The following is a 22,282-nucleotide window of genomic DNA, read 5'->3' as shown; positions in this document are numbered from 1 at the left end:
CCACGGACCGACGTCCATGACTGTGGCCTGAGCGCGAGTTCAGGCCACAGTCCGTCCAAGGGAGGACGCACATGAAGGCACGCGAATTCTGGCTGCTCTTCGCTCCGAGCCTGCTGGTGATGGGTGCACTCCTCGTGCTCCCGCTGGTGCGCACGGTGCAGTGGAGTTTCGAGCAGGTCCGCTACGGCACACCGGGGACGTTCGTCGGGTTGGAGAACTTCACCGACGCTCTGACAGATCCCCGGTTCCACAAGGCGGTGCTCTTCACCGTCGCCGTCACGGTCGTCACCACCGCGATCCTGCTGGTGTTCGGATACATCATCGCCACCGGCATCAACCGCATCACCACGTCCCGCCCGCTCGTCCTCGGCATCATGCTCGTCTCGTACGTGCTGCCGAACCTCGTCGGCGCCGTCGCGTTCTCGTGGCTGTTCGACGACAACTTCGGCGGCGTCGTGAACAGGCTGATCGGGTTCTTCGGCGGCTCGCAGGTGCTGTGGTTCACCGACCAGGTGCCGAACGCGATCCTCGTCATCGCGAACACCGTCTGGCACATGCTGCCGTTCGCGATGCTCATCATCCTGGCGGGGCTCCAGGGCGTGCCCAACGAGCTGAAGGAGGCCGCCAAGATCGACGGCGCCAACGGCTTCCAGACGCACATCAACGTGATCATCCCGACCATCCGCGGGGTGCTCGGCTTCGTGACCCTGATCACGATCATGGACGTGCTGCGCATGTTCGACAACCTGATCCCGCTGTCGCCGCAGGCGCAGAACATCGGGAACGAGTCGATCATGCTCTACGTCTACTCGGTGGCGTTCGCCGACGGCGCCGAGAACCTCGGGCTGGGCAGTGCGATCAACGTCCTCACCATCCTCCTGATCCTCATCATGCTGATCCCGTTCATCCGGGGCATCTTCAAGGAAGCGAAGGCCGAACGATGAGTCTCACCTCCGCAGAGCTCTCGACGAGGGCCATCGTCACCAAGGGCGCACCGCAGCGCAAGCGCCGCGGTCAGAACCGCCCGCCGTACATCACCGGTCTGCTGCTCGGCATCCTCTGCGTCGTCGTGCTCAGTCCGTTCATCTGGATGACGCTGTCGGTGACCAAGCCGACCGACGTCGCGTTCTCCAACCCGCCGGTGCTCTGGGACTACCAGCCGACGCTGCAGGCGTTCGTCGATCTGTGGCAGACCACGTACTTCGCGGACTACCTCGTGAACACCGTGGTCGTCGCGATCGTGTCGACCGTGATCGCGCTGGTCATCGGCATCCCGGCGGCCTATGCGCTGTCGCGGTTCCCGAGCTATGTCTCGGCGATCCTGCTGGTGCTCGCCCTGATCTTCCGTGCGCTGCCGCGCTTCGCGGTGGTGCTGCCGATGTACGACATCAGCCGGGCGCTGGGCATCTACGACACGACGTTCGCGCTGGCGATCGCCCTGGTCGCGATCAACCAGCCGTTCACGATCTGGCTGCTGCGCAACTTCTTCGCCGAGATCCCCAAGGAGCTCGATGAGGCCGCGATGATCGACGGCTGCACGAGGATCGGGATGCTGCGCCGCGTCATGATCCCGCTGATGGGACCCGGCATCCTCACCGCCGGCATCTTCGTGTTCCTCTTCGCGTTCCAGGAGTACCTCACCGCGCTCGTGCTCACCGACACGTCGTCGAAGACGGTGCCGGTCTTCATCGCCACGCAGCTCGGGCAGACCCTGCCGATGCTGCAACAGGCGGGAGCGGCATCCATGCTCCTCACGATCCCGGTGTTCGTGATCGCATTCATCGCGCAGAAGTATCTCGTCGCGGGACTCAGCGACGGCGCCGTCAAGGGCTGACGTGTCGTCGCTGGTGCTGCTTGCCGGCATGAACTGCACCGCCGATCTGTGGGCGGATGCCGGACCAGACGGGGCGATCCAGCCGGTGCTGGATCGCCCCTCCATCCCCGACCAGGTCGAGGCGCTGCTGGACTCGCTTCCGGAGCGGTTCGTGCTCGTCGGGCACTCGCTCGGGGCCATCGTCGCGATGTCGGTCGCATTGGCCGCTCCCGAGCGGGTGGCCGGACTGTGCCTGGTCTCGACGAATGCGAAGGCGCCGACCGAGACTCAACGCGAGGGGTGGCGCGACTGGCTCGGGCGCATGGATGCCGGCGCGGATGCGCGTGAGCTGCAGGAGAGCATCCTTCCCGCGCTGCTGGGCGCCGAGGCCGTGCGCGATCGACCGGACCTGGTGGAGCGGACCCTCGCGATGGGCACGGTCACGGGCGAGGCGCGGCTGCGGGCGCAGCTGCAGTTGCAGCTCAGCCGGGGCGACCTGCTCGGGCGACTGCCGGGCTTGTCTGTGCCGACGCTGGTCGTCTCGGGGCTCGACGACGTGATCACGCCGCCGCACTTTCACACCGAGATCGTCACGCGGATGCCCGACGCCCGGCTCGTCACCCTCGACGCCGGGCACCTGCTGCCGATCGAGCGCCCGCAGGCCTTCGGCTCATTGCTGCGCTCGTGGCAGACCCAGCTGGCGGATGCCGCCGCGGGCGCCGGGCGGCGCTGAGGGTTCCGGCCTTCGCGTGTCCTCCTGGCGCCGCGCGTCTCCTGTGCGTGCTGCGCTTCTTGGGGCGGAGAACTCTGTGATGGGCGGATGCCGGCGGCTCAGCGCTCCGGCGAGGCCAGGTCGCGCAGATGCCGCATGAGCGACGACGCCAGGTTGTAGATGACGAGGTCAGCGCCGGCGGCGAAGGACGCCTCGGCCGCAGCTCGCGTGCCGACGATGTCCATGCGCAGCGAGCCCGCGCGAGCGAGCTCCGCGTGCACGGCGGCGATGGCCTCCGGAACGGGCTGGTCGTCGGGGCCGGTGGACGCCGCGAGATCGGCGGGACCGACCAGGATGCCGTCGAGCCGCGGCGTCGCGACGATGTCTCCGACGTTGCGCACGCCGTCCGGCGACTCGATCATGCCGAGCACGAGCGTGTTCTCGAGGTACCACTCCAGGTGGTCCCCCGGGTCGACCTCGCCGAAGCGACCGGCGCGGCTGTACGTCGCGAAGCCGCGGTTGCCGACCGGCGGATACAGCGACGCGTCGACGAGAGCGGCGGCATCCGCCGCGGTGTCGAGGTGCGGGGCGAGGATGCCCTCGGCCCCCTGGTCGAGCACGCGCAGGATCTGACCGCGGTCGTTCTCGCCGACCCGCACGATCACGGGGACGCCGTGCACGGCAGCGAGGGCGATGTGGTTGCGGAGGGCGGTGATGTCGGCAGGTCCGTGCTCGCAGTCGATGAGCACGAAGTCGAACTCCGCGACCGCGAGCATCTCGACGAGCTCCTCCGACGGCATCCGCAGCAGAGCGCCGAGCAGCTTCTCCCCTGCCAGAGCCCGCGCACGCAAGGACGTCATCAGGCGACCATACCCGCGGACAGGTCGACGTCGGCCCCGCACATGCCCGGCATCGCCAGCATCGCGAGGATCGCGGCGCCGACCTCTTCCTCGGTGACCATGCGTCCGAGCGCGGCCCGCGAGACGAACACCTGCTCGGCATCGTCCACCGTGGTGCCTGAGCGCTCGGCCTCGAGCCGGAAGTTCCGCTCCATCCGCGGTCCCTGCACCGGCCCGGGCGAGAGCGAGTTCACGCGCACGCCCGCGGGGCCGACCTCGAACGCGAGCGTCGAGGTGAGTCCGATCACGGCCATCTTCGACGCGCAGTACGGGGTGCGATGCGCGAGCGGACGCTTGCCCGACACCGACGCGATGTTGATCACGTCGCCGTCGCCGCGCGCGATCATGCCGGGCAGCAGCGCCTTGCAGACGAGGAACGTGCCGCGCACGTTCACGGCGAAGACCTCGTCCCAGTCGTCGACGCCGATGTCGGTCAGCGCCGCGACCGGACCGGGGATCCCGGCGTTGTTCACGAGGATCGACACCTCGGTGCCCGACAGCGCGTCGCGCAGGGCGTCGACAGATGCGGCATCCGACACATCGCCCGCGATCCCGCGGGCGCGCTCGCCGAGAGCGGATGCCGTGGCGGCGAGCTTCGTCTCGTCGCGGCCGACGAGCACGACCTCGGCGCCGGCGGCGTGCAGCGAGCGGGCGATGGCCGCCCCGAGTCCGCTGCCGCCGCCGGTCACCACGGCCGTCCGGCCCGTGAGATCGGTCATCGCGAGCTCGCTGCGGCCGCCTGGCTTTCTTCGATCCAGGCGAACTCCGTGCCGGCGTGACGCCAGGCGCGGGCGTCACCCGAGCGGGCGTGGCCCTCGAAGAGCTCCACGCGCGCGGCGCGACCGCAGACGGCGCCGAGCTCGGCCGACGACTCCGTGTTCTGCACCTCCTGGTACGTGACGGTGCGCAGGTACTTGCCCACCCAGAGACCACCCGTGTAACGGGCGGCGCCGAGCGTCGGCAGCACGTGGTTGGTGCCGATGACCTTGTCGCCGTACGAGACGCAGGTGTTCTCGCCGAGGAAGAGCGCGCCGTAGTCGTGCATCTTCGTGAGGGCCTCGCGCGGGTTCTCGGTGAAGATCTGCACGTGCTCGAAAGCGAAGGCGTCGGCGATGCGGTAGGCCTCGTCGAGGTCGTCGGCCACGATGACCTGCCCCCAGTCGCGCCAGGCCGGACCGGCGTAGTCGCGCGTCGGCATGCCGGGGAGGATCTTCTCGATCCAGTCCATGACCTCTTCCGCGAGCGTCTGAGACGTCGTCACCAGCACCGCGGGGGAGTCGGGGCCGTGCTCGGCCTGGGAGAGCAGGTCGACGGCGGTGAAGAACGGATCGGCGTGCTCGTCGGCGACGATGAGGATCTCGGTCGGTCCGGCGAACAGGTCGATGCCGACCTCGCCGAACAGCTGACGCTTCGCCTCGGCGACATACGCGTTGCCGGGACCGGCGATCATGTTGACCGGCTCGATCGTGTCGGTGCCCACGGCCATCGCCGCGACCGCCTGCACGCCGCCCAGGATGTAGATCTCGTCGGCGCCGGCCATCTTCATCGCGGCGACCGTGGCGGCGGGGATCTCGCCGCGGATCGGCGGGGTGCACGCGACGACACGGGGGACGCCGGCGACCTTGGCCGTGATGATCGTCATGTGGGCGGATGCCGTGAGCGGGTACTTGCCGCCGGGGATGTAGGCGCCGGCCGCCTGCACCGGAACGTGCTTCTGACCGAGGAAGACGCCGGGGAGGGTCTCGACCTCGATGTCGACGAGCGAGTCGCGCTGCGCCTGGGCGAAGCGGCGCACCTGGTTCTGCACGAACTCGATGTCCTGGATCACCTGCGGGGGGAGGGTGCCGATGATCTGCTCGATCTCGGCATCCGAGAGGCGATACGACTCCGGGCTCCAGTTGTCGAACTGCTCGGCATACCGCCGAACGGCGACGTCGCCGTTCTCGCGGATGTCGCCGATGATCGCGCGGACGCGTTCGGCGACATCCTGCTGCGCGGTGTCCGCGAACGTCTTCGTCGGCGCGGACTTCAGATGCAGGGGCATGGCCCATCCTTTCGTTGCATACGTATGCTCTGATTATGACCGCGTATGCACGGACGCGTCAAGGCGCTAGAATTTCCCGCGTTGAGGGGGAGGCATCACATGGTCGTGACGAGTCGCGATGTCGCGCGGTTGGCGGGGGTGTCGCAGCCGACCGTCTCACGGGCTCTGCGGGACGACTCCCGGGTGTCGGAAGCCACCAAGGTGCGCGTGCGCGAGGCCGCCCAGCTGCTCGGCTACGTGCCCAGCGAGGCGGGCCGCGCGCTCTCCTCGGGTCGCACCCGGCGCATCGGTCTGCTGCTGACCGACCTCGACAACCAGTTCTACTCGCACATCATCGCGCCGGTGCACCGGGAGCTCGAGGCTCTCGGCTATCAGCTCATGCTGCACACCGAGACCGCCGACAACGACACGATCGTCGAGCGTCTGCTCGCGAACGGGCTCGACGGCCTGATCCTCGCCACCACGACGGTGGAGTCGGCGGCGCCGCTGCGTCTCAAGGACCGCGGTCTCCCCTTCGTGTACTTCAACCGGATCGGCTCGCTGATCGAAGCGGATGCCACGGTGGTCGATCCCGTCGACGGCTACAAGCAGGCCGTCGACCGAGCCGTCGAGCTGGGACACCGCCGCATCGGCGCGGTGCTCGGCCCCACCAACACCAGCACGGCGCAGGCGCGGGAATCCGCGCTGCGCGACGCCGTCCTCTCGCACGGGCTGACCCTCGCCGAGGCGGACACCCGGAAGGTCTCCCGGTTCAGCGCGGACGAGGGTGAGGCGGCGGCCGCCTCGCTGCTGAGCGGCGACGATCGTCCGACTGTCCTCTTCTGCGGCAACGACGTGGTCGCCTACGGCGTGCTGAACGCCGCGCATCGCGCGGGCCTCCGCGTTCCCGAGGATCTCTCGGTGGTCGGCTTCGACGACCTGCCGGAGGCCGCCTGGCCCATCGTCGATCTCGCCACGGTCCGCTACGACATCATCGGGATGGCGGAGGCCGCGGCCGACCTCATCGTGCGCCGCATCGAGAACCGCGAGGCTCCGATCGAGAACGTGCGGTTCGCGTCGTCGTTCGTGCCCCGTCGCACCCTCGCCGCCGCCGCGGCCGGCTGACGCGGCATCCGCCTCTGACACCCGTGTGTCAGGAAAGTCTCTCTTGCACTCGTTTGTGCATACGCATACACTGACGAAAGAAGCCCGCGATCACCGACGAAACGCGGACTCATCTGTCTAAGGAGTGAAACAGCGTGCCTCTCGATCCGGTCGCCTATCTGCCGTACAAGGACCCCGATGACTTCATCCGTGAGGTCACCGACCTGATCTGGGTCGATCGGTCGATCCACTACATCCGCGAGAACTACGAGCCCGACTCGATCGTGCACGGCGGTCTCGGCACCTCCTCGAACCGTGACGAGGTCATCGAGGGTTCGCTCATGCGCATCTCGGCGACCCCCGACCGCACCGGGCAGGCCGAAGACGTCATCTGGGAGGCGCGCGGCGACGACGCGTTCCTCAGCTCGCACCTCGTGCTCTCCGGTCACCTGCAGACCTCCGAGTTCAGCCGCACGATCGCCAACTGCCTCTACCGGCGCGGCCGCATGGTCGAGGAGTGGGTCGTCCGCGACACGCTCGCGGGGCCCCTCGCACGCGGCGAGGACCTCGACGAGGTCGCCAGCGCGCAGACCTTCCGCGGCTTCTCCGGATCCTGGAACGAGCCGGCACCCGCCGACCCCATCGCGAAGGGCGACTCCGGAGAGCGCCCCGACGAGTACCGCGCCGAGGTCGAGAAGGTCATCGACCTGATCAAGACCGTCTGGAACGATCGCGATCTGCAGAAGGTCGAGAAGTTCTTCGAGCGCGACCTCGTGCTCCTGACGGTCGGCAACCGCCTCGTCATCCGTCCGGAGGGCTACCGTCGCGCACTGCTGCGCTTGCTCGAGTCGTTCCCCGGCGGTCAGTTCGAGATCCGCGACATCCAGACCAACTACGACGTGCGGTACGCGGGTCTCCGCGTGGCCGTCGTGTGGAAGTTCGTCGGCGACTACAACGGCGTCCCGAACTACGGACCGCTCACGGGCAAGCCGGTCGACGTGCTGGGCATCTCGCAGTTCACCTTCCACAACGGCGCCCTCGTGAAAGAGGTTCGTCTGTGGGACGACATCGCGCTTCGCGCGCAGATCCAAGGCCAGCGCGGCGACGAGCCCGTGGCCTTCGCCAACATCTACTGATCGATCCCCCGATCACCAAGGAGAAGAAGAAATGAGCAACGCCATCGTCGACGCGACCGACGTCATCGTCGACGCGAACGAGATCGAACGCCGGACCATCCGTCGCTCCGACTGGGTGCCGTGCAACTCGGCGTTCATCGACTGCCGCACCCCGGGCTCCGACCGCAAGGAGAACTACTCCTTCATCGGCGCCGGCGTCTCGCAGAACGCGAGCCAGTACGTGAACCTCGAGGTCAACCACGGGTTCAACACCGGGGCCGCCGGCATGCCGAACGGCATCTCGAACAACCTGCACCTGCACTTCACGGCCGAGGTGTTCATCAACCTCGGCGGCGAGTTCCGCCTCCGCTGGGGTGTCGACGGCAAGCAGGGCGAGTACATCAGCCATGACGGCGACATCGTCACGATCCCCACGTGGATCTTCCGCGGATTCACGAACGAGGGTCCGGACGACGGCATCCTCTACACCGTGCTCGGTCGCGACGACAACGGCGGCATCATCTGGGGCCCCTCGGTCCTGCGCGAGGCCGAGTCCTACGGGCTCCACCTCACGGCCGACAACAAGCTGATCGACACGGTCGCCGGCGACGTGCTCCCCGATGACGTGCCGCTCATCACGCCGATGAAGCAGCACTACATCGACGAGCTCACGACCTACACGGTCGAGGACATGCGCTCGCGCGTGATCCAGCCGGGCGACCGCAGGTACTCTGCGGCGGCGCTGCTGTGCGCGGCCGTCGACGGCGGACGCGTCGAGCTCGCGACCGCGATCGGCTACGGCATGAGCGAGAACCGCCGCCAGGTGCCGAACGTGACCGAGCCGCATTCGTTCAACCTCGCGTGGGTGAAGGCCGAGCCGGGTCAGGGCGTGCTGCGTCACCGTCACGACAAGACGCAGGCGCTGCTGTTCAAGACGGGGCGCTGGGAGGTCACGCTCAACGGCGATCCGTCGACGACCGTGAACCTCGGCGCCGGAGACACGTTCTCCGTTCCCGAGGGAGCCTGGCGCGAATACCGCTGCGTCGAGGGCGACGAGACCGGCTCCGGCACGGTGCTCGTGATCAACGGCGGCGACGACCGCGTCTACCTCGAGTGGGCACCGGAGGTCGTCGAGGCGGCCGCCGCGGCCGACTGGACGATCGACCCGAACGGCTACCTCGCTCCGCTCGGAGTGATGGTCACCGCCACGGAAGACGACTGAGAATCGAAGGAGCGCGAGGGGCCGACGGCTCCTCGCGCTTCGTCGTCTCCGAGGAGAGGATGGACCCATGACTGCACCTGTCGACGACCTGCGCGTCGCCGCCCTGTCGCCGGAGGTCGTGATCGGCGACGTCGACGCGAACCTCGGCCGCATCCGCGATGCCGTCTCGGCCGCGGCCCGCCGTGACGCGCGACTGATCGTGCTGCCCGAGCTCGCCACGAGCGGGTACGTGTTCGAGGATCGCGCCGAGGCCGAGAGGGCGGGCATGACGGCGGATGACGCGCGCTGGGCGTCGATCCAGGAGGTCATCCCCGCGGATGCCGTCGTGGTGGTGGGCTATGCCGAGATCGACGGCGAGCGGCTGTACAACACCGCCGCCGTCCTCACCCATGACGCCCACCTGGCCGACTACCGCAAGTCGCACCTCTGGGGCGCCGAGAAGCTCGTGTTCGACGTCGGCGCCGAGGCGGGCCTCGTCGTGGACACCTCGTTCGGGCGCCTCGGCGTCGCGATCTGCTACGACAACGAGTTCCCCGAGGTGCCGCGCCGCCTGGCGCTCGCCGGGGCCGACGTGCTCGCGCTGCCGGTCAACTGGCCGCTGGTGCCGCGGCCCGAGGGCGAGCACGCCCCTGAGCTGATCCAGGCCATGGCATCCGCCCGCTCCTCGCGCCTGCCGGTGGTCGTCGCCGACCGCTGGGGCTCCGAGCGCGGAGTCGACTGGACCGACGGCACCGCGATCATCGACGAGCAGGGCTGGATCGTCGCGTTCCGCGCGGTGATGGGCGCGACCGCCGTGCTCTCGCTCGCGGCCGTGCGCGAGAAGTCGCTGCCGCCGCACAACCACCTGTTCGACGACCGTCGGGGCGACCTGTACTGAGGCAGGCGTTTCGTCTCGCTTCGCTCAACGACCGGGGTGCGTCGTCGGGAGGAGAACTCTGCGTGGGGAGGAGCATCCGCGCCCAGGGCTCCGCCCATGGGTGCGAAGTCCTCCCTGGCGAGCGGGGGACCCTGAGCCTAGGTGGGTCCCTGATCCTGTCGAACGGCGCGCCGTCGGGAGGAGAACTCTGCGTGGGGAGGAGCATCGGCGTCCGAGGCTCCGCCCACGGATGCGAAGTCCTCCCGGGCGAGCGGGGGACCCTGAGCCTGGGTGGGTCCCTGGGCCTGTCGAAGAGCTCAGTCGAGCGGGGTGCGGCCCTGGTGCTCGGGGAGCCTCTCGCGCAGCATCCGCTCCGCCAGCTCGGCGAGCCGCTGGGTCGCGGGCGACAGCAGCATCCCCTCGCGCTTCACGAGTGCGATCGTGTCGTGCATCGGCTCCGCGAACGGGAAGGTGCGGATGCCGGCGGCGAAGCCCTCCGCCTCGGTGATGGACCGCGACACGATGGTGTCGGCGGCGCCCGCGGCGACCAGGCTCAGCGCCGTCTCGACGTTCTCGACCTCGACCGCGGGCTCGATCGACAGGCCGCGCAGTCGTGCGCGCTCGAGCAGCTGGCGCCTCGTCGGATCGTCCCACCCGGCGAACGCGTCGTAGAGCACGAGCTTCGCCTCGGCGACCTCGTCGATCGTGACGGGTCCGGCGTCGGCAGGGCGGGTGGCCGAGGCGTAGAGCACCTCGTCGCGGAAGAGCGGGCGCACCTCGAGGCCGTCTTCATCGATGGGAAGCACGAGCAGTCCGGCCTCGAGCTCGCCGCTCGCGATCGAGCGCGCGACGTGGGCCGAGTTGATGCCGACCAGGCGGAGCCGCACGTTCGGATGCCGGTGGTGGAAGGTCTCGGCGAGGTCCGCGAGAGCGTAGTACGCGGCATTGCGGAGCACGCCGAACGTGCAGGTTCCGCGGTCGAGAGAGGTCAGTGCCTGGATCGTGTCGATGCCGTTCTGCACCGCGCTCACGGCCTGCGTCGCGTGCGGACGCAGCTCGAGCGCGGCCGCCGTGGGCACGAGTCGTCGGCTGCCGCGGGTGAACAGGGTGACGCCGAGCTCGCGCTCGAGGCGGGCGACGAGCTCCGACACCGAGGCCTGGGTCATGGCGAGGCTCGCGGCGGCCGCGGTGAAGGAGCCGTGCTCCAGGGCGGCGAGGAAGGCGGTCAACTGGGTGATGGTCACAGCCAATGGTAAACCCGATGCAAGGCCTCGGACCATCAGGCTTGTCGGATGGTTGGTATCGATCTAGCCTTCCAGCATGCGTTACTCCTCACCCGTGCTCGCCCGCCTCGACGGAGCGTTCCACCACCTCAAGACCCCACTCATCGACGCACCGGCCGCGCAGCGCGATCCCGCCGTGATCGAGACCGTGACGAACATGCTCGCCGACATCCGCGAGCGCGGTCTCGACGCCGTGCTCGACTACGCCCGCAAGCTGGACAACTACCAGGGCGCCGACATCGAGCTCACCGCCGAGCAGATCGCGACCAGCGGCGACCGCCTCGCGCCCGACCTCCGTGCCGCGATCGAACTGGGCGCCGCTCGGACCCAGGCTTTCGCCAAGGAGTCCCGCGCGCACCTCTCCGACTTCGAGACCGAGCTCGTCCCCGGCATCGTGACCGGTGCCAAGTACATCCCGGTCTCGCGCGTCGGCGCCTACCTCCCCGCCGGGCGCTTCCCCCTCACTGCGAGCGCCTTCATGACGGTCGGCGTCGCGAAGGCCGCCGGCGTCCCCACGGTCATCGCCTGCACGCCCCCGCAGCCCGACGGAAACGCGAACGACGCGGTCGTCTACGCCGCGCACCTCTCGGGTGTCGACCGCGTGTTCGTGATCGGCGGTGTGCAGGCGCTCGCCGCCATGGCATACGGACTGCTCGGCGAACTGCCCGTCGACATGCTCGTGGGTGCCGGGAACGCGTTCGTCGCCGAGGCGAAGCGGCAGCTGTTCGGCACGGTCGCGATCGACCTGCTGGCGGGCCCGAGCGAGGTCGCCGTCATCTCCGACGAGACGGCCGACCCCGAGATCGTGGCCGCCGACCTGCTGGGTCAGGCAGAGCACGGCCCGAACTCTCCGGCAGCTCTCGTCACGACATCCGAAGAGCATGGCCGCGCGGTGATCGCCGCCGTCGAGCGTCAGCTCGAGACCCTGGCCACCGCCGAGATCTGCGGTCCGGCCTGGCGCGACTACGGTGTCGTCACGGTGGCGAAGGACCGCGAGACCGCCGCGGCCCTCATGGACGACCTGGCCCCCGAGCACCTCGAGCTCATCACGGCCGACGACGACTGGTACCACGCGAATCTGCGCAACTACGGCTCGCTCTTCATCGGCCCGTGGAGCACGGTCGCCTACTCCGACAAGGGCATGGCGGGCACGAACCACGTGCTGCCGACGGCGGGCGGGGCCAAGCACAGTGCCGGACTCTCGGTCTCGCGCTTCCTCAAGCCGCTGACCTACCAGCGCATCGCACGCGAGGCGACGCCCGAGCTCGCGAACGCCGTGCAGGTCATCTCCGACTCCGAGGGCATGGCCGCACACAGCGCGACCGCGACGATGAGGCTCGCGACCTACGAGTGAGCCCCGTGCGATCAACCCGGAAGTGCCCGTCGCCGTCAGGTGGCGGGCACTTCGTGGTGTCGCGTATGGGTTCCGTGTGGAGTGCTGGTGCCGCGGAGCGGGATGTCCGATCCTTCTCTGCATGCCTCTCGAACAAGCTCCCGATGATCGCCTGACCCGCACGCAGGGGCGCAAGTCCCGACCCGTGCGGTGGGGCCATCTTCAGCAGGCGGTGGCTCGTCATGGCGTCGTGACCACGCGGCTGGTCGTGTACCCGCCGGATGCCTCGGATGCCGAGCGGCGCTGGGCGCATCGTCTCCACGACTTCGCCCCGATCGCCGTGGGCGCGGGTACCTCGTGCTGGCTGCTCCTGATCGCACTCGGCGTCTCCCCGGAGCACTCCGCGGTCACGCTCCTCTGCCTCATCGCTCCCGTCGGCATCCATCTGTGGCGGCGAGCGCGAGCGGTGCGGAGTCGAACGATCTCGCTGTGGTCGAACCGGGCGGGGTTCCGATCGGATCCTGCGGACGAACGGCGTGAGGAGATGCTCGCGCTGTACTCCTCGGTGATGGAGAACGCCTGCGATGACCTGCGGCGAGGACTGATCACGCGGGAGACCTTCGAGCGCATCTGGGCTTCGGTCTACGCGGATGCTCGCCGCGCCCGGTCGGCGGATGGTGCTTCCCTGCCGTCGCGCTGAGGCCGCCCGCACGGACTCCTCGGGCGTCGTCCCCGCTCACTTCATGCAGCGCCCGGGCCAACCGTCATCGGCCGCGCCGGGATCACGGTCGTGCGATCGGACCTGACTTGCGGCGATGGTGCCCTCGCACACGAAGGTCAGGAGGTCTCCCGGTGAGGTGTCGGCGGGCAGGAAGACCTGCAGCGGGGGCGCCTGGCGGTCCCGCTGCTGCACGAGGAGCCGGGTGCGCTCTCGCGTACGGGGACCGTTGAGCAGCAGCGCATCGAGGAGTCGCGGGCCGATGATGCGCAGATCGCAGTCCACGGTGATCTCCGCGGGCCGGCGGTGATGACCCTCCGTGCGTCCCAGGACGGTCGCGAGGACGACCGTGCGGCGTCCGTCCTCGCGGTCGGCGTCGCCCGCGCGGGCGATGAGGACGCAGGGTGTGCCGCGAGTGCGGGCGAGGTCGGTCAGCGACCTCCCCGCGACGGCGATGTCTCGCGGCCTCACCGTCGTCTCCGCCGGCCAGGCCGAGATGCGACGGCGCTGCGCCTGCTGTCGGATCAGCAGCGACGTGGCGAAGATGCTGTGCAGCATGCTCACGACGCATCCGTCCGAGCTGGGGGACTGCCGGGTCGTCGGGTGGGAGGGATCTCCATGGAGTTCATGCCTCAGTCCTACGGCGCCTTCCCGCCGCGGGGAACGCGTCTCTACGGAACTCATGCGGGTCGTCGGAGAGCACGCGCAGCAGCTGCGGAAGGGGGATCCCGGGTCGGACTTCGGCGTCTCATCCCGGATTCGTTAGGGACCCATGAGAGTCGTCGGAGTCGGCGTATGCGTTCCGTTAGAACGGCATTCCCGGGCCGCCGCCGGGTGTTTGATCGGTGATTGCGCCCGCAGTGGGCAGTCCGGTCAGCGTGTGCTGACGTGGTCCTTCGAATGGAGCTTGTTGTGCTTGACATCGTCTACGTGCTGGGCGTGATCGTCCTGTTCGTGGTTGTCGGATTCCTGGGGAAGGCGGTGGAGAAGCTGTGATCGTGTTCGAGCTCCTTGCGGCCGTCCTCGGCATCTCGGCGATCGTCTATCTCGTCGTCGCCCTCGTGAAACCGGAGCGATTCTGATGACGTGGTGGTACGCACTTCTCGCCTTCGCCTCGGTCGCGCTCGTCATCGGCGTCCTCTACCGGCCCGTCGGCGACTACATGGCGTGGGTCTACACCTCGCGCAAGGACTGGAGGGTCGAACGCGGGATCTACAAGATCATCGGCGTCGACTCCCAGGCCGAGCAGACCTGGCAGGCCTACCTGCGCGGAGTGCTCGCGTTCTCCGCGGTCGGACTGCTCATCGTCTACGTCCTGCAGCGCACGCAGCAGTGGCTGCCGTACTCCCTGGGTCTCGGGGCGCCGTCGGAGCACCTGTCGTTCAACACGGCGGCGTCGTTCGTCGGCAACACGAACTGGCAGTCGTACTCGCCGGAGCTGACGGTGGGCTACACCGTCCAGTTCGCCGGCCTCGCCGTGCAGAACTTCGTCTCCGCGGCCGTCGGCATCGCCGTCGCGATCGCGCTCGTCCGCGGCTTCGCCTACCGTCGCTCCGGCACGATCGGCAACTTCTGGGTGGACCTGACGCGGGGGACGCTGCGTCTGCTGCTCCCGATCGCGGTGATCGGAGCGGTCGTCCTCCTGGTCGGCGGAGTCATCCAGAACTTCAACGGCTTCACCACCGTCTCGACCCTCACCGGGGGTGAGCAGACCATCCCGGGCGGCCCGGTCGCCTCGCAGGAGGCGATCAAGCTCCTCGGCACGAACGGCGGCGGCTTCTTCAACGCGAACTCCTCGCACCCGTTCGAGAACCCCACGGCGTGGACGAACGTCTTCCAGGTCATCCTGATGCTGCTGATCCCGTTCTCCCTGCCGCGCACGTTCGGCAGGATCGTCTCCGACAACCGTCAGGGCTACGCGATCCTCGGCGTCATGGCCACCCTGTACACGGTGTCGTTCGTGATCCTCACCGCACTCGAGTCGGTCGGCAAGGGCACGGCGCCCGAGCTCGCCGGCGGCGCGATGGAGGGCAAGGAGCAGCGATTCGGGATCATCGGATCCACGCTGTTCGCGACCACGAGCACCGGCACCTCGACGGGTGCAGTGAACTCCATGCACGATTCCTACACGGCGCTCGGCGGCATGATGCCGATGCTCAACATGATGCTCGGCGAGGTCTCGCCGGGTGGTGTCGGCTCCGGTCTCTACGCGATGCTGATCCTCGCCGTGATCGCCGTCTTCATCTCCGGTCTGCTGATCGGTCGCACCCCCGAGTACCTCGGGAAGAAGATCGGTCCGAAGGAGATCAAGCTCGCCGCCCTCTACATCCTGGTGATGCCGACGCTCGTGCTGGGCGGGACCGCGCTCAGCTTCGCGATCCCCGGTGTGCGAGAGGAGCTCGAGAGCACCTCGATCTGGAACCCGGGCATCCACGGGATGTCGGAGGTCCTGTACGCGTTCACATCGGCGGCGAACAACAACGGATCGGCTTTCGCCGGTCTCACGGCGAACACTCCGTGGCTGAACACCGCGCTCGGCGTGGTGATCCTGCTCGGACGATTCGTGCCGATCGTCTTCGTGCTCGCGCTCGCCGGCTCCTTCGCAGCCCAGGACAAGGTCCCGACCACCTCGGGCACCCTGCCCACGCATCGACCGATGTTCGTGGGGCTGCTCACCGCCGTCACCGTCCTGGTGACCGCACTCACGTTCTTCCCCGTTCTCGCGCTGGGTCCCCTGGCAGAAGGGCTGATGTAAAACATCATGTCGACGACAACCGAAACCCGTCCGGAAACGGCGGCGAAACCCGCGCAACGCGGAGGGTTCACCTGGGAGCAGGTCCGAGCCGCGCTCCCCGGCGCAGTCCGCAAGCTCGACCCGCGCGAGCAGTGGCGCAACCCCGTCATGCTCCTGGTCTGGCTCGGCGCCGCTCTGACCACGGTTCTCGCCGTCGCGGAGCCCTTCATCGGCGGCGCAGCGGACTCGGGCGGCACGACCGTGCCCTGGTCGTTCACCGGCGCGATCGCCGTGTGGCTGTGGCTCACGGTCCTCTTCGCGAACCTCGCGGAGTCCATCGCCGAGGGACGGGGCAAGGCCCAGGCCGAGACCCTGCGCAAGACCCGCACCAGCACGATGGCCCATCGCGTCGCCGAGTACGACGCACTCGGCGATGCTCCGGCCGAGCGCACGCCGTCGTCCGACGTGTCGTCTGCCGAGCTGTCGCTGGGAGATGTCGTGGTCGTCTCGGCGGGCGAGCTGATCCCGGGCGACGGAGACATCGTCTGGGGCATCGCCTCGGTCGATGAATCCGCCATCACGGGCGAGTCCGCCCCGGTCGTGCGGGAATCCGGTGGCGACCGCTCTGCGGTGACCGGCGGCACCCGCGTGCTGTCCGACCGCATCGTCGTGCGCATCACCTCCAAGCCGGGTGAGACCTTCGTCGATCGGATGATCGCCCTGGTCGAGGGGGCGTCGCGACAGAAGACGCCGAACGAGATCGCGCTGAACATCCTGCTCGCCTCGCTCTCGATCATCTTCGTGGTCGTCGCCCTGACCCTGAACCCGATCGCGTCGTACGCCGCCGCACCGGTGAGCGTCACGGTGCTGATCGCGCTTCTCGTCTGCCTCATCCCCACGACGATCGGTGCGCTGCTCAGCGCCATCGGCATCGCGGGCATGGACCGGCTCGTCCAGCGGAACGTCCTGGCGATGTCCGGCCGTGCCGTCGAGGCGGCCGGCGACGTGACCACCCTGCTTCTCGACAAGACGGGGACCATCACCTACGGCAACCGCCGCGCGAGCGCTTTCGTGCCCGTCAGCGGCGTGCCGCAGGAGGAGCTGATCCTGACGGCCGCGCTGTCCTCGCTGGCGGACCCCACGCCGGAGGGCGCCTCGATCGTCGAGCTCGCCAGAGACAAGGGTGCGATCGTCGGATCGAGTGCGGAGGGTGAGATCGTCCCGTTCACCGCGCAGACCCGCATGTCGGGGCTCGACACCCCGGACGGGGTCAGCATCCGCAAGGGCGCCACGTCGGCGGTCGTCGCCTGGCTCGAAGGCGAGGGCGATCGCCTGCCCAGCAGCGCGCTGGCCGAGATCGAGGATGCCGTGGAGGCGATCTCCCAGTCGGGCGGCACCCCGCTCGTCGTGGCGACGAAGAACCGTGCGGGCGAAGGCCGTCTTCTGGGCGTCGTGCATCTGAAGGATGTCGTCAAGGAAGGGCTCCCCGCGAAGTTCGCGGAGATGCGCGCCATGGGCATCCGCACCGTCATGATCACGGGCGACAACCCGCTGACGGCCGCGGCGATCGCCAAGGAGGCCGGAGTCGACGACTTCCTCGCCGAAGCGACCCCCGAGGACAAGCTCGCCTACATCCGCAAGGAGCAGGACGGCGGCAACCTCGTCGCGATGACCGGCGACGGCACGAACGACGCTCCCGCACTCGCGCAGGCGGATGTGGGCGTGGCGATGAACTCCGGCACGTCGGCGGCGAAGGAGGCCGGCAACATGGTCGACCTCGACTCCGACCCGTCGAAGCTCATCGACATCGTCCGGATCGGCAAGCAGCTGCTCATCACGCGCGGCGCGCTGACCACGTTCTCGATCGCCAACGACATCGCGAAGTACTTCGCGATCATCCCGGCGATGTTCATGGGGGTGTTCCCGCAGCTCGGAGCGCTGAACATCATGGGGCTGCACTCCCCGGCATCCGCCGTGCTGTCGGCGATCATCTTCAACGCGATCGTGATCGTCTTCCTCATCCCGCTCGCGCTGCGAGGCGTGAAGTACCGGCCCGGCGACGCCTCGAGCATCCTCGGACGCAACCTCGCGGTCTACGGCCTCGGCGGCGTGATCACCCCGTTCATCGGCATCTGGCTGATCGACCTCCTCGTGCGTCTCATCCCCGGCTTCTGACAGCCGCGAAAGAAGGAAAGAAATGAACACCTCAACCCGCCAAGCGGGACGGACGATCTGGGTCGCCACCCGCGCGATGGCGCTCTTCACCATCGTCCTGGGCGTCGTATACACGCTCGTGATCACCCTGGTCGGCCAGCTGGCGCTGCCGGCTCAGGCCAACGGATCCATGGTGACCGACTCCCAGGGCTCGCCGGTCGGCTCCTCGCTGATCGGCCAGTCCTTCGCGGATGCCGAGGGCGACCCGCTTCCGGAGTACTTCCAGCCGCGTCCGTCCGCCGCGGGCGACGGCTACGACGGGGGTGCGTCATCGGGCTCGAACTACGGGCCCGAGAACACGGATCTCATCGCCGCGATCACCGAGCGCAAGACGCAGGTCGCCGAGTTCAACGGCGTCGCCGAGGAGGATGTGCCCGTCGACGCGGTGACCGCATCGTCGTCTGGCCTCGATCCGCACATCAGCCCGGAGTACGCGGCGATCCAGGTCGCCCGTGTCGCCGAGGAACGCGGCCTCTCGGTCGATGACGTGCGAGCGCTCGTTGCCGCGCACACGAACGGTCCCGACCTCGGCTATCTCGGCGCCTCCACGGTCAACGTGCTCGAGCTCAACCTCGCCCTGGACGAACGGGAGGGATGACGATGTCGAAACGGGGGCGGCTCAGCGTCCTGCTCGGCGCCGCCCCCGGCGTCGGCAAGACCTTCACCATGCTCGAGGAGGGCCGGCGTCTGCTGGCCGAGGGCAAGGACGTCGTCATCGGGATCGTTGAGACGCACGGACGTGCGGCGACGGCCGCGATGACCGACGGGATACCCGCGGTGCCGCGCGCCCGATTCGCCCACCGCGGGGTCGACCTCGAGGAGATGGATCTGGCCGCCGTGCTGGCGCGCCGACCCCGGATCGCGCTGGTCGACGAACTGGCGCACACCAACGCCACGGGTTCGGAGAACGAGAAGCGCTGGCAGGATGTCGAGGTCCTCCTCGATGCCGGCATCAGCGTGATCTCGACCCTGAACATCCAGCACATCGAATCCCTGAACGACGTCGTCGAGCAGATCACGCGCGTGCCCCAGCGCGAGACGGTGCCCGACAGCTTCCTGCGCAGCGCGGATCAGATCGAGGTCGTCGACCTGGCCCCGCAGGCGCTGCGCGACCGCCTCAGCGGCGGGTTCGTCTACCCGGCGGAGCGCATCGACGCGGCGCTGTCCAACTACTTCCGGCTCGGCAACCTGACGGCGCTCCGCGAGCTGGCCCTGATCTGGCTCGCCGACGAGGTCGACCAGGCACTGAAGGGCTACCGGCAGGAGCAGGGCATCGACTCGACCTGGGAGGCGCGCGAGCGCGTCGTCGTCGCCCTCACCGGCGGCATCGAGGGAGAGACGCTGCTCCGTCGTGGCGCCCGCATCGCGTCGCGTTCGGCCGGCGGCGAGCTGCTGGCCGTGCATGTGACGAGTCAGGACGGCCTGCGCGCGAGCAACCCGGTCGCCCTCGCGGAGCAGCGGACGCTCGTCGAGAAGCTCAACGGGACCTATCACCAGGTCATCGGAGACGACATCCCGACATCGCTCGTGGAGTTCGCACGCTCCGTGAACGCGACGCAGCTCGTCCTCGGCGCCAGCCGTCGCGGACGCCTCGCCGCGGCCTTCACCGGCCCGGGGATCGGCGCGACGGTGGTGCGGGAGTCGGGCGACATCGACGTGCACATGGTCAATCACGGGGCTGCCGGACGACGCTTCGCGCTTCCTCCGCTGACGGGCGCGCTCACCCGCAAGCGCCGGATCCTCGGTCTCGTCGTCGCTCTCCTGGGCGGGCCGCTGCTCACCGCGCTGCTCAGCGTGTTCCGGAGTCCGGAGTCGATCACCACCGACGTGCTGAGCTTCCAGCTCCTGGTCGTCGTGGTGGCTCTTGTCGGAGGCATCTGGCCGGCGCTGTTCGCCGCCGTGCTCTCCGGTCTCACGCTCGACTACCTCTTCATCGAACCGCTCTTCACGATCCACATCCACGAGCCGCATCACCTGCTCGCGCTGTGCCTGTACGTGGTCATCGCGAGCCTCGTGAGCTTCATCGTGGATCGTGCCGCCCGGTACACCCGAGCCGCGCGTCGATCGGCGGCCGAATCCGAGCTCATCCAGACGATCGCGGGCAGCGTGCTCCGTGGAGACAACGCGGTGCAGGCGCTCGTCGACCGCACCCGCGAGGCGTTCCAGCTGCCCGGCGTCCGTCTCGTCCGGGGAGAGGACGTCCTCGCGCGTGCCGGAGAACCGCTCCCGGACAATCGCCACACCGAGGTGCGGATCGGCGACGACGCGGTCCTCGAACTGCACGGCGCCGACATCGCGGCATCCGAGCGGCGGCTCCTCGCGGTCGTGACGGCGCAGCTCGCCGCGGCCCTCGAGCATCAGCAGCTCGAGCACACCGCGAAGCAGATCGAGCCGATCGCGGCATCCGATCGCGTCCGCGGCGCGCTCCTCTCGGCGCTCAGCCACGACCTCCGTCGTCCTCTCGCGGCGGCATCCGCGGCGGTGGGCGGCCTGCGCGCGGCCGGCCCCGAGCTCGCGACCGCGGACAAGCAGGAGCTCCTTGAGACCGCGGATGAGAGCCTCACGGCTCTCGCGACGCTCGTCACCGATCTTCTCGACGTGAGTCGTCTGCAGACGGGCGTGCTGTCGATCGCCGACATGCCGACCGACCCTGCAGAGGTCATCGCGCCCGCCCTCGACGAACTCCATCTCGGTCCCACCGACGTCTCGCTGGCCCTGAACCACGGAGACGCTCTCGCGCACGCCGACCCGGTGCTGCTGCAGCGCGTTCTCGTGAACCTGCTCGCCAACGCGCACCGGTACAACCCGGACGGACCTCCGGTGCACATCAGCACCAGCACGTTCGGCGGTCAGCTCGAGATCAGGATCATCGACCACGGACCGGGCGTCCCCGCGGAGAAGAAGGACGACATCTTCCTGCCCTTCCAGCGCCTGGGCGACACCGACAACTCGACCGGTCTCGGACTCGGGCTCGCCCTGTCTCGCGGCTTCGTCGAGGCCATGCACGGCACGCTCATCCCCGAGGATTCGCCGGGCGGGGGACTCACGATGGTCATCTCGCTGCCGACCGCGCCGGCAGACGCATCCGCATCCGAGACCGTGGAGGACGCACCATGAAGATCCTGATCGCCGACGACGACCCGCAGATCGTCCGCGCCCTGCGGATCACCCTCAGCGCGAAGGGGTACGAGGTCGTCACCGCCCCCGACGGCGCGCAGGCGATCGCTGCCGGGATCGACCATCAGCCGGACATCTTCCTCCTGGACCTGGGCATGCCGCGGCTCGACGGCATCGAGGTGATCGAGGGCATCCGCGGATGGTCGCAGGCGCCCATCCTGGTCGTGTCCGGACGCGCGGGCGCCGCGGACAAGGTCGAGGCGCTCGACGCCGGAGCCGACGACTACATCACGAAGCCGTTCGCCGTGCAGGAGCTGCTCGCGCGGATCCGGGCGCTGACGCGGCGCGTCCCGCAGGACACCACGGCGCCGATCGCGCACCTGGGGGACGTGACCATCGACCTCTCCGCGCACAGCGTCGTCCGCGCCGGAGCGGAGGGTGACGAGCACATCCGCCTCACGCCCACCGAGTGGCAGATGATCGAGCTCCTCATCCGCAACCCGGGCAAGCTGGTGACGCGGAAGACGCTGCTCACGAGCATCTGGGGGACCGAGCACGCCGAGGACACCGGGTACCTCCGTCTCTACGTGTCGCAGCTCCGCAGGAAGCTCGAGGCCGATCCCTCGCATCCGGTCCACATCCTCACCGAGCCGGGGATGGGGTATCGGCTGGAGGGCATGGTGGGGTGACGCGGGGTGTTTCTGCGTCGATGTCTTGACATCGCCTTCACTCAGGCATAACGTACAACCAAATGGTTGCACAAAGAGAACTGAGCGAAGCGGAGGTCGACCGTGTGTTCCACGCATTGGCGACGTCGACCCGGCGCGACATCCTGCGTCGGACGATCGAGCGGGAGCAGTCCGTCTCGACCCTCGCCTCCGAATACGAGATGTCGTTCGCCGCGGTGCAGAAGCATGTGGCCGTGCTCGAAGCCGCGAACCTCATCGTCAAGCGCGCCGAGGGACGCGAGCGGCTCGTCCGCGCGAACCCCGAGATGATCGCCCGCGCCAGGGCGCTCCTCGCCCGATACGAAGAGCTGTGGCGGTCGCGCATCGCCCGACTCGACGACCTGCTGGCCGGCCCTTCGACAAGCTCAGGGACCCAGCGAGAAGATAACGAAACCAAGGAAGAGGACTGAC

21 protein-coding genes are annotated in these 22,282 nt (G+C 68.8%); 16 read left to right on the top strand and 5 right to left on the bottom strand.

Annotated elements, in window-relative coordinates; translation table 11 throughout:
- Window positions 1–71 precede the first annotated feature (71 nt).
- The 3 genes from DC434_RS15030 to DC434_RS15020 are packed head-to-tail and all read left to right on the top strand — an operon-like array spanning window position 72 to window position 2,546.
- Window positions 72–944, top strand: coding sequence for a sugar ABC transporter permease (locus tag DC434_RS15030; protein WP_116636121.1), 873 nt, complete (start codon window positions 72–74; stop codon window positions 942–944).
- The gene (locus tag DC434_RS15025; protein ID WP_116636120.1) at window positions 941–1,834 is read left to right on the top strand and encodes a carbohydrate ABC transporter permease; all 894 of its coding nucleotides are present in this window, start codon (window positions 941–943) and stop codon (window positions 1,832–1,834) included. The genes DC434_RS15030 and DC434_RS15025 overlap by 4 nt, the downstream gene beginning before the upstream one ends.
- Before the next feature lies 1 nt (window position 1,835).
- Window positions 1,836–2,546, top strand: coding sequence for an alpha/beta fold hydrolase (locus tag DC434_RS15020; protein ID WP_116636119.1), 711 nt, complete (start codon window positions 1,836–1,838; stop codon window positions 2,544–2,546).
- A gap of 98 nt (window positions 2,547–2,644) precedes the next feature.
- Here the strand turns inward: DC434_RS15020 and DC434_RS15015 are convergent, their stop codons facing one another.
- From DC434_RS15015 to hisD (DC434_RS15005), 3 genes are read right to left on the bottom strand one after another with little or no spacing between them, the layout of a single operon-like run.
- On the bottom strand, window positions 2,645–3,385 hold the full coding sequence (locus DC434_RS15015) for an aldolase/citrate lyase family protein (protein ID WP_116636118.1): 741 nt from the start codon (window positions 3,383–3,385) through the stop codon (window positions 2,645–2,647).
- Entirely contained in the window at window positions 3,385–4,143 is a 759-nt protein-coding gene (locus DC434_RS15010; RefSeq protein WP_116636117.1) for an SDR family oxidoreductase, read from the bottom strand. Before DC434_RS15010 ends, DC434_RS15015 begins: the two co-directional genes overlap by 1 nt.
- The gene (gene hisD / locus DC434_RS15005; RefSeq protein ID WP_116636116.1) at window positions 4,140–5,468 is read right to left on the bottom strand and encodes a histidinol dehydrogenase; all 1,329 of its coding nucleotides are present in this window, start codon (window positions 5,466–5,468) and stop codon (window positions 4,140–4,142) included. Before hisD (DC434_RS15005) ends, DC434_RS15010 begins: the two co-directional genes overlap by 4 nt.
- A 99-nt stretch (window positions 5,469–5,567) precedes the next feature.
- On the opposite strand from hisD (DC434_RS15005), the gene DC434_RS15000 reads away from it, so the two are divergent.
- The 4 genes from DC434_RS15000 (at window position 5,568) to DC434_RS14985 (ending at window position 9,765) form a co-directional block, all read left to right on the top strand.
- Window positions 5,568–6,572 carry a LacI family DNA-binding transcriptional regulator gene (locus DC434_RS15000; RefSeq protein WP_165808091.1) on the top strand — a complete coding sequence of 335 codons (1,005 nt, stop codon included), beginning with the start codon at window positions 5,568–5,570 and terminating at the stop codon, window positions 6,570–6,572.
- 134 nt (window positions 6,573–6,706) lie between these two features.
- Window positions 6,707–7,687: an ester cyclase gene (locus DC434_RS14995; protein ID WP_116636114.1), complete on the top strand. Its 981-nt coding sequence runs from the start codon at window positions 6,707–6,709 to the stop codon at window positions 7,685–7,687.
- Window positions 7,688–7,718: 31 nt separating this feature from the next.
- Entirely contained in the window at window positions 7,719–8,888 is a 1,170-nt protein-coding gene (locus DC434_RS14990) for a cupin domain-containing protein (protein WP_116636113.1), read from the top strand.
- 67 nt (window positions 8,889–8,955) lie between these two features.
- On the top strand, window positions 8,956–9,765 hold the full coding sequence (locus tag DC434_RS14985) for a nitrilase-related carbon-nitrogen hydrolase (protein ID WP_116636112.1): 810 nt from the start codon (window positions 8,956–8,958) through the stop codon (window positions 9,763–9,765).
- Window positions 9,766–10,061: 296 nt separating this feature from the next.
- Here DC434_RS14985 and DC434_RS14980 read toward each other — a convergent pair whose 3' ends face one another.
- Window positions 10,062–10,988 (bottom strand): LysR family transcriptional regulator, encoded by a 927-nt coding sequence (locus tag DC434_RS14980; RefSeq protein WP_243408950.1) that lies wholly within the window; start codon window positions 10,986–10,988, stop codon window positions 10,062–10,064.
- A gap of 76 nt (window positions 10,989–11,064) precedes the next feature.
- Between DC434_RS14980 and hisD (DC434_RS14975) the strand changes: the two genes are divergently transcribed.
- Window positions 11,065–12,381, top strand: a complete 1,317-nt coding sequence (hisD, locus tag DC434_RS14975; protein ID WP_116636110.1) for a histidinol dehydrogenase — start codon at window positions 11,065–11,067, stop codon at window positions 12,379–12,381.
- Window positions 12,382–12,502: 121 nt separating this feature from the next.
- Window positions 12,503–13,060 carry a DUF6611 family protein gene (locus tag DC434_RS14970; RefSeq protein ID WP_116636109.1) on the top strand — a complete coding sequence of 186 codons (558 nt, stop codon included), beginning with the start codon at window positions 12,503–12,505 and terminating at the stop codon, window positions 13,058–13,060.
- Between the two features lie 36 nt (window positions 13,061–13,096).
- Here DC434_RS14970 and DC434_RS14965 read toward each other — a convergent pair whose 3' ends face one another.
- A complete protein-coding gene (locus DC434_RS14965; RefSeq protein WP_116636108.1) occupies window positions 13,097–13,642 on the bottom strand; it encodes a hypothetical protein in 546 nt (181 codons plus the stop codon).
- A 428-nt stretch (window positions 13,643–14,070) separates the two neighbouring features.
- Here DC434_RS14965 and DC434_RS14960 point away from each other — a divergent pair, with 428 nt between their 5' ends.
- The 7 genes from DC434_RS14960 to DC434_RS14930 all read left to right on the top strand — a co-directional run bounded on the left by DC434_RS14960 (window position 14,071) and on the right by DC434_RS14930 (window position 22,281).
- On the top strand, window positions 14,071–14,160 hold the full coding sequence (locus DC434_RS14960) for a potassium-transporting ATPase subunit F (protein WP_116636107.1): 90 nt from the start codon (window positions 14,071–14,073) through the stop codon (window positions 14,158–14,160).
- Window positions 14,160–15,833, top strand: coding sequence for a potassium-transporting ATPase subunit KdpA (gene kdpA, locus DC434_RS14955; RefSeq protein WP_116636106.1), 1,674 nt, complete (start codon window positions 14,160–14,162; stop codon window positions 15,831–15,833). Before DC434_RS14960 ends, kdpA begins: the two co-directional genes overlap by 1 nt.
- 6 nt (window positions 15,834–15,839) lie before the next feature.
- Window positions 15,840–17,987, top strand: a complete 2,148-nt coding sequence (kdpB, locus tag DC434_RS14950; protein ID WP_116636105.1) for a potassium-transporting ATPase subunit KdpB — start codon at window positions 15,840–15,842, stop codon at window positions 17,985–17,987.
- A 22-nt stretch (window positions 17,988–18,009) separates the two neighbouring features.
- A complete protein-coding gene (gene kdpC, locus DC434_RS14945) occupies window positions 18,010–18,624 on the top strand; it encodes a potassium-transporting ATPase subunit KdpC (protein ID WP_116636104.1) in 615 nt (204 codons plus the stop codon).
- Between the two features lie 2 nt (window positions 18,625–18,626).
- Window positions 18,627–21,143: a DUF4118 domain-containing protein gene (locus DC434_RS14940; RefSeq protein ID WP_116636289.1), complete on the top strand. Its 2,517-nt coding sequence runs from the start codon at window positions 18,627–18,629 to the stop codon at window positions 21,141–21,143.
- A complete protein-coding gene (locus tag DC434_RS14935) occupies window positions 21,140–21,832 on the top strand; it encodes a response regulator transcription factor (RefSeq protein ID WP_116636103.1) in 693 nt (230 codons plus the stop codon). The genes DC434_RS14940 and DC434_RS14935 overlap by 4 nt, the downstream gene beginning before the upstream one ends.
- Before the next feature lie 62 nt (window positions 21,833–21,894).
- The gene (locus tag DC434_RS14930) at window positions 21,895–22,281 is read left to right on the top strand and encodes a metalloregulator ArsR/SmtB family transcription factor (protein WP_116636102.1); all 387 of its coding nucleotides are present in this window, start codon (window positions 21,895–21,897) and stop codon (window positions 22,279–22,281) included.
- Window position 22,282: the final 1 nt, after the last annotated feature.

This window comes from Microbacterium sp. TPD7012 (assembly GCF_003075395.1).
GTDB lineage: Bacteria > Actinomycetota > Actinomycetes > Actinomycetales > Microbacteriaceae > Microbacterium.
This window is presented reverse-complemented; position numbering and strand designations above follow the sequence as displayed.

What these genes read in the sequence shown, in the direction of transcription:
- DC434_RS15030 (WP_116636121.1), top strand. Translation starts at nt 72, where the DNA reads ATGAAGGCACGCGAATTCTGGCTGCTCTTCGCTCCGAGCCTGCTGGTG.
- DC434_RS15025 (WP_116636120.1), top strand. Translation starts at nt 941, where the DNA reads ATGAGTCTCACCTCCGCAGAGCTCTCGACGAGGGCCATCGTCACCAAG.
- DC434_RS15015 (WP_116636118.1), bottom strand. Translation starts at nt 3,385, where the DNA reads ATGACGTCCTTGCGTGCGCGGGCTCTGGCAGGGGAGAAGCTGCTCGGC.
- DC434_RS15010 (WP_116636117.1), bottom strand. Translation starts at nt 4,143, where the DNA reads ATGACCGATCTCACGGGCCGGACGGCCGTGGTGACCGGCGGCGGCAGC.
- hisD (WP_116636116.1), bottom strand. Translation starts at nt 5,468, where the DNA reads ATGCCCCTGCATCTGAAGTCCGCGCCGACGAAGACGTTCGCGGACACC.
- DC434_RS15000 (WP_165808091.1), top strand. Translation starts at nt 5,568, where the DNA reads ATGGTCGTGACGAGTCGCGATGTCGCGCGGTTGGCGGGGGTGTCGCAG.
- DC434_RS14990 (WP_116636113.1), top strand. Translation starts at nt 7,719, where the DNA reads ATGAGCAACGCCATCGTCGACGCGACCGACGTCATCGTCGACGCGAAC.
- DC434_RS14985 (WP_116636112.1), top strand. Translation starts at nt 8,956, where the DNA reads ATGACTGCACCTGTCGACGACCTGCGCGTCGCCGCCCTGTCGCCGGAG.
- hisD (WP_116636110.1), top strand. Translation starts at nt 11,065, where the DNA reads ATGCGTTACTCCTCACCCGTGCTCGCCCGCCTCGACGGAGCGTTCCAC.
- DC434_RS14970 (WP_116636109.1), top strand. Translation starts at nt 12,503, where the DNA reads ATGCCTCTCGAACAAGCTCCCGATGATCGCCTGACCCGCACGCAGGGG.
- kdpA (WP_116636106.1), top strand. Translation starts at nt 14,160, where the DNA reads ATGACGTGGTGGTACGCACTTCTCGCCTTCGCCTCGGTCGCGCTCGTC.
- kdpB (WP_116636105.1), top strand. Translation starts at nt 15,840, where the DNA reads ATGTCGACGACAACCGAAACCCGTCCGGAAACGGCGGCGAAACCCGCG.
- kdpC (WP_116636104.1), top strand. Translation starts at nt 18,010, where the DNA reads ATGAACACCTCAACCCGCCAAGCGGGACGGACGATCTGGGTCGCCACC.
- DC434_RS14940 (WP_116636289.1), top strand. Translation starts at nt 18,627, where the DNA reads ATGTCGAAACGGGGGCGGCTCAGCGTCCTGCTCGGCGCCGCCCCCGGC.
- DC434_RS14935 (WP_116636103.1), top strand. Translation starts at nt 21,140, where the DNA reads ATGAAGATCCTGATCGCCGACGACGACCCGCAGATCGTCCGCGCCCTG.
- DC434_RS14930 (WP_116636102.1), top strand. Translation starts at nt 21,895, where the DNA reads ATGGTTGCACAAAGAGAACTGAGCGAAGCGGAGGTCGACCGTGTGTTC.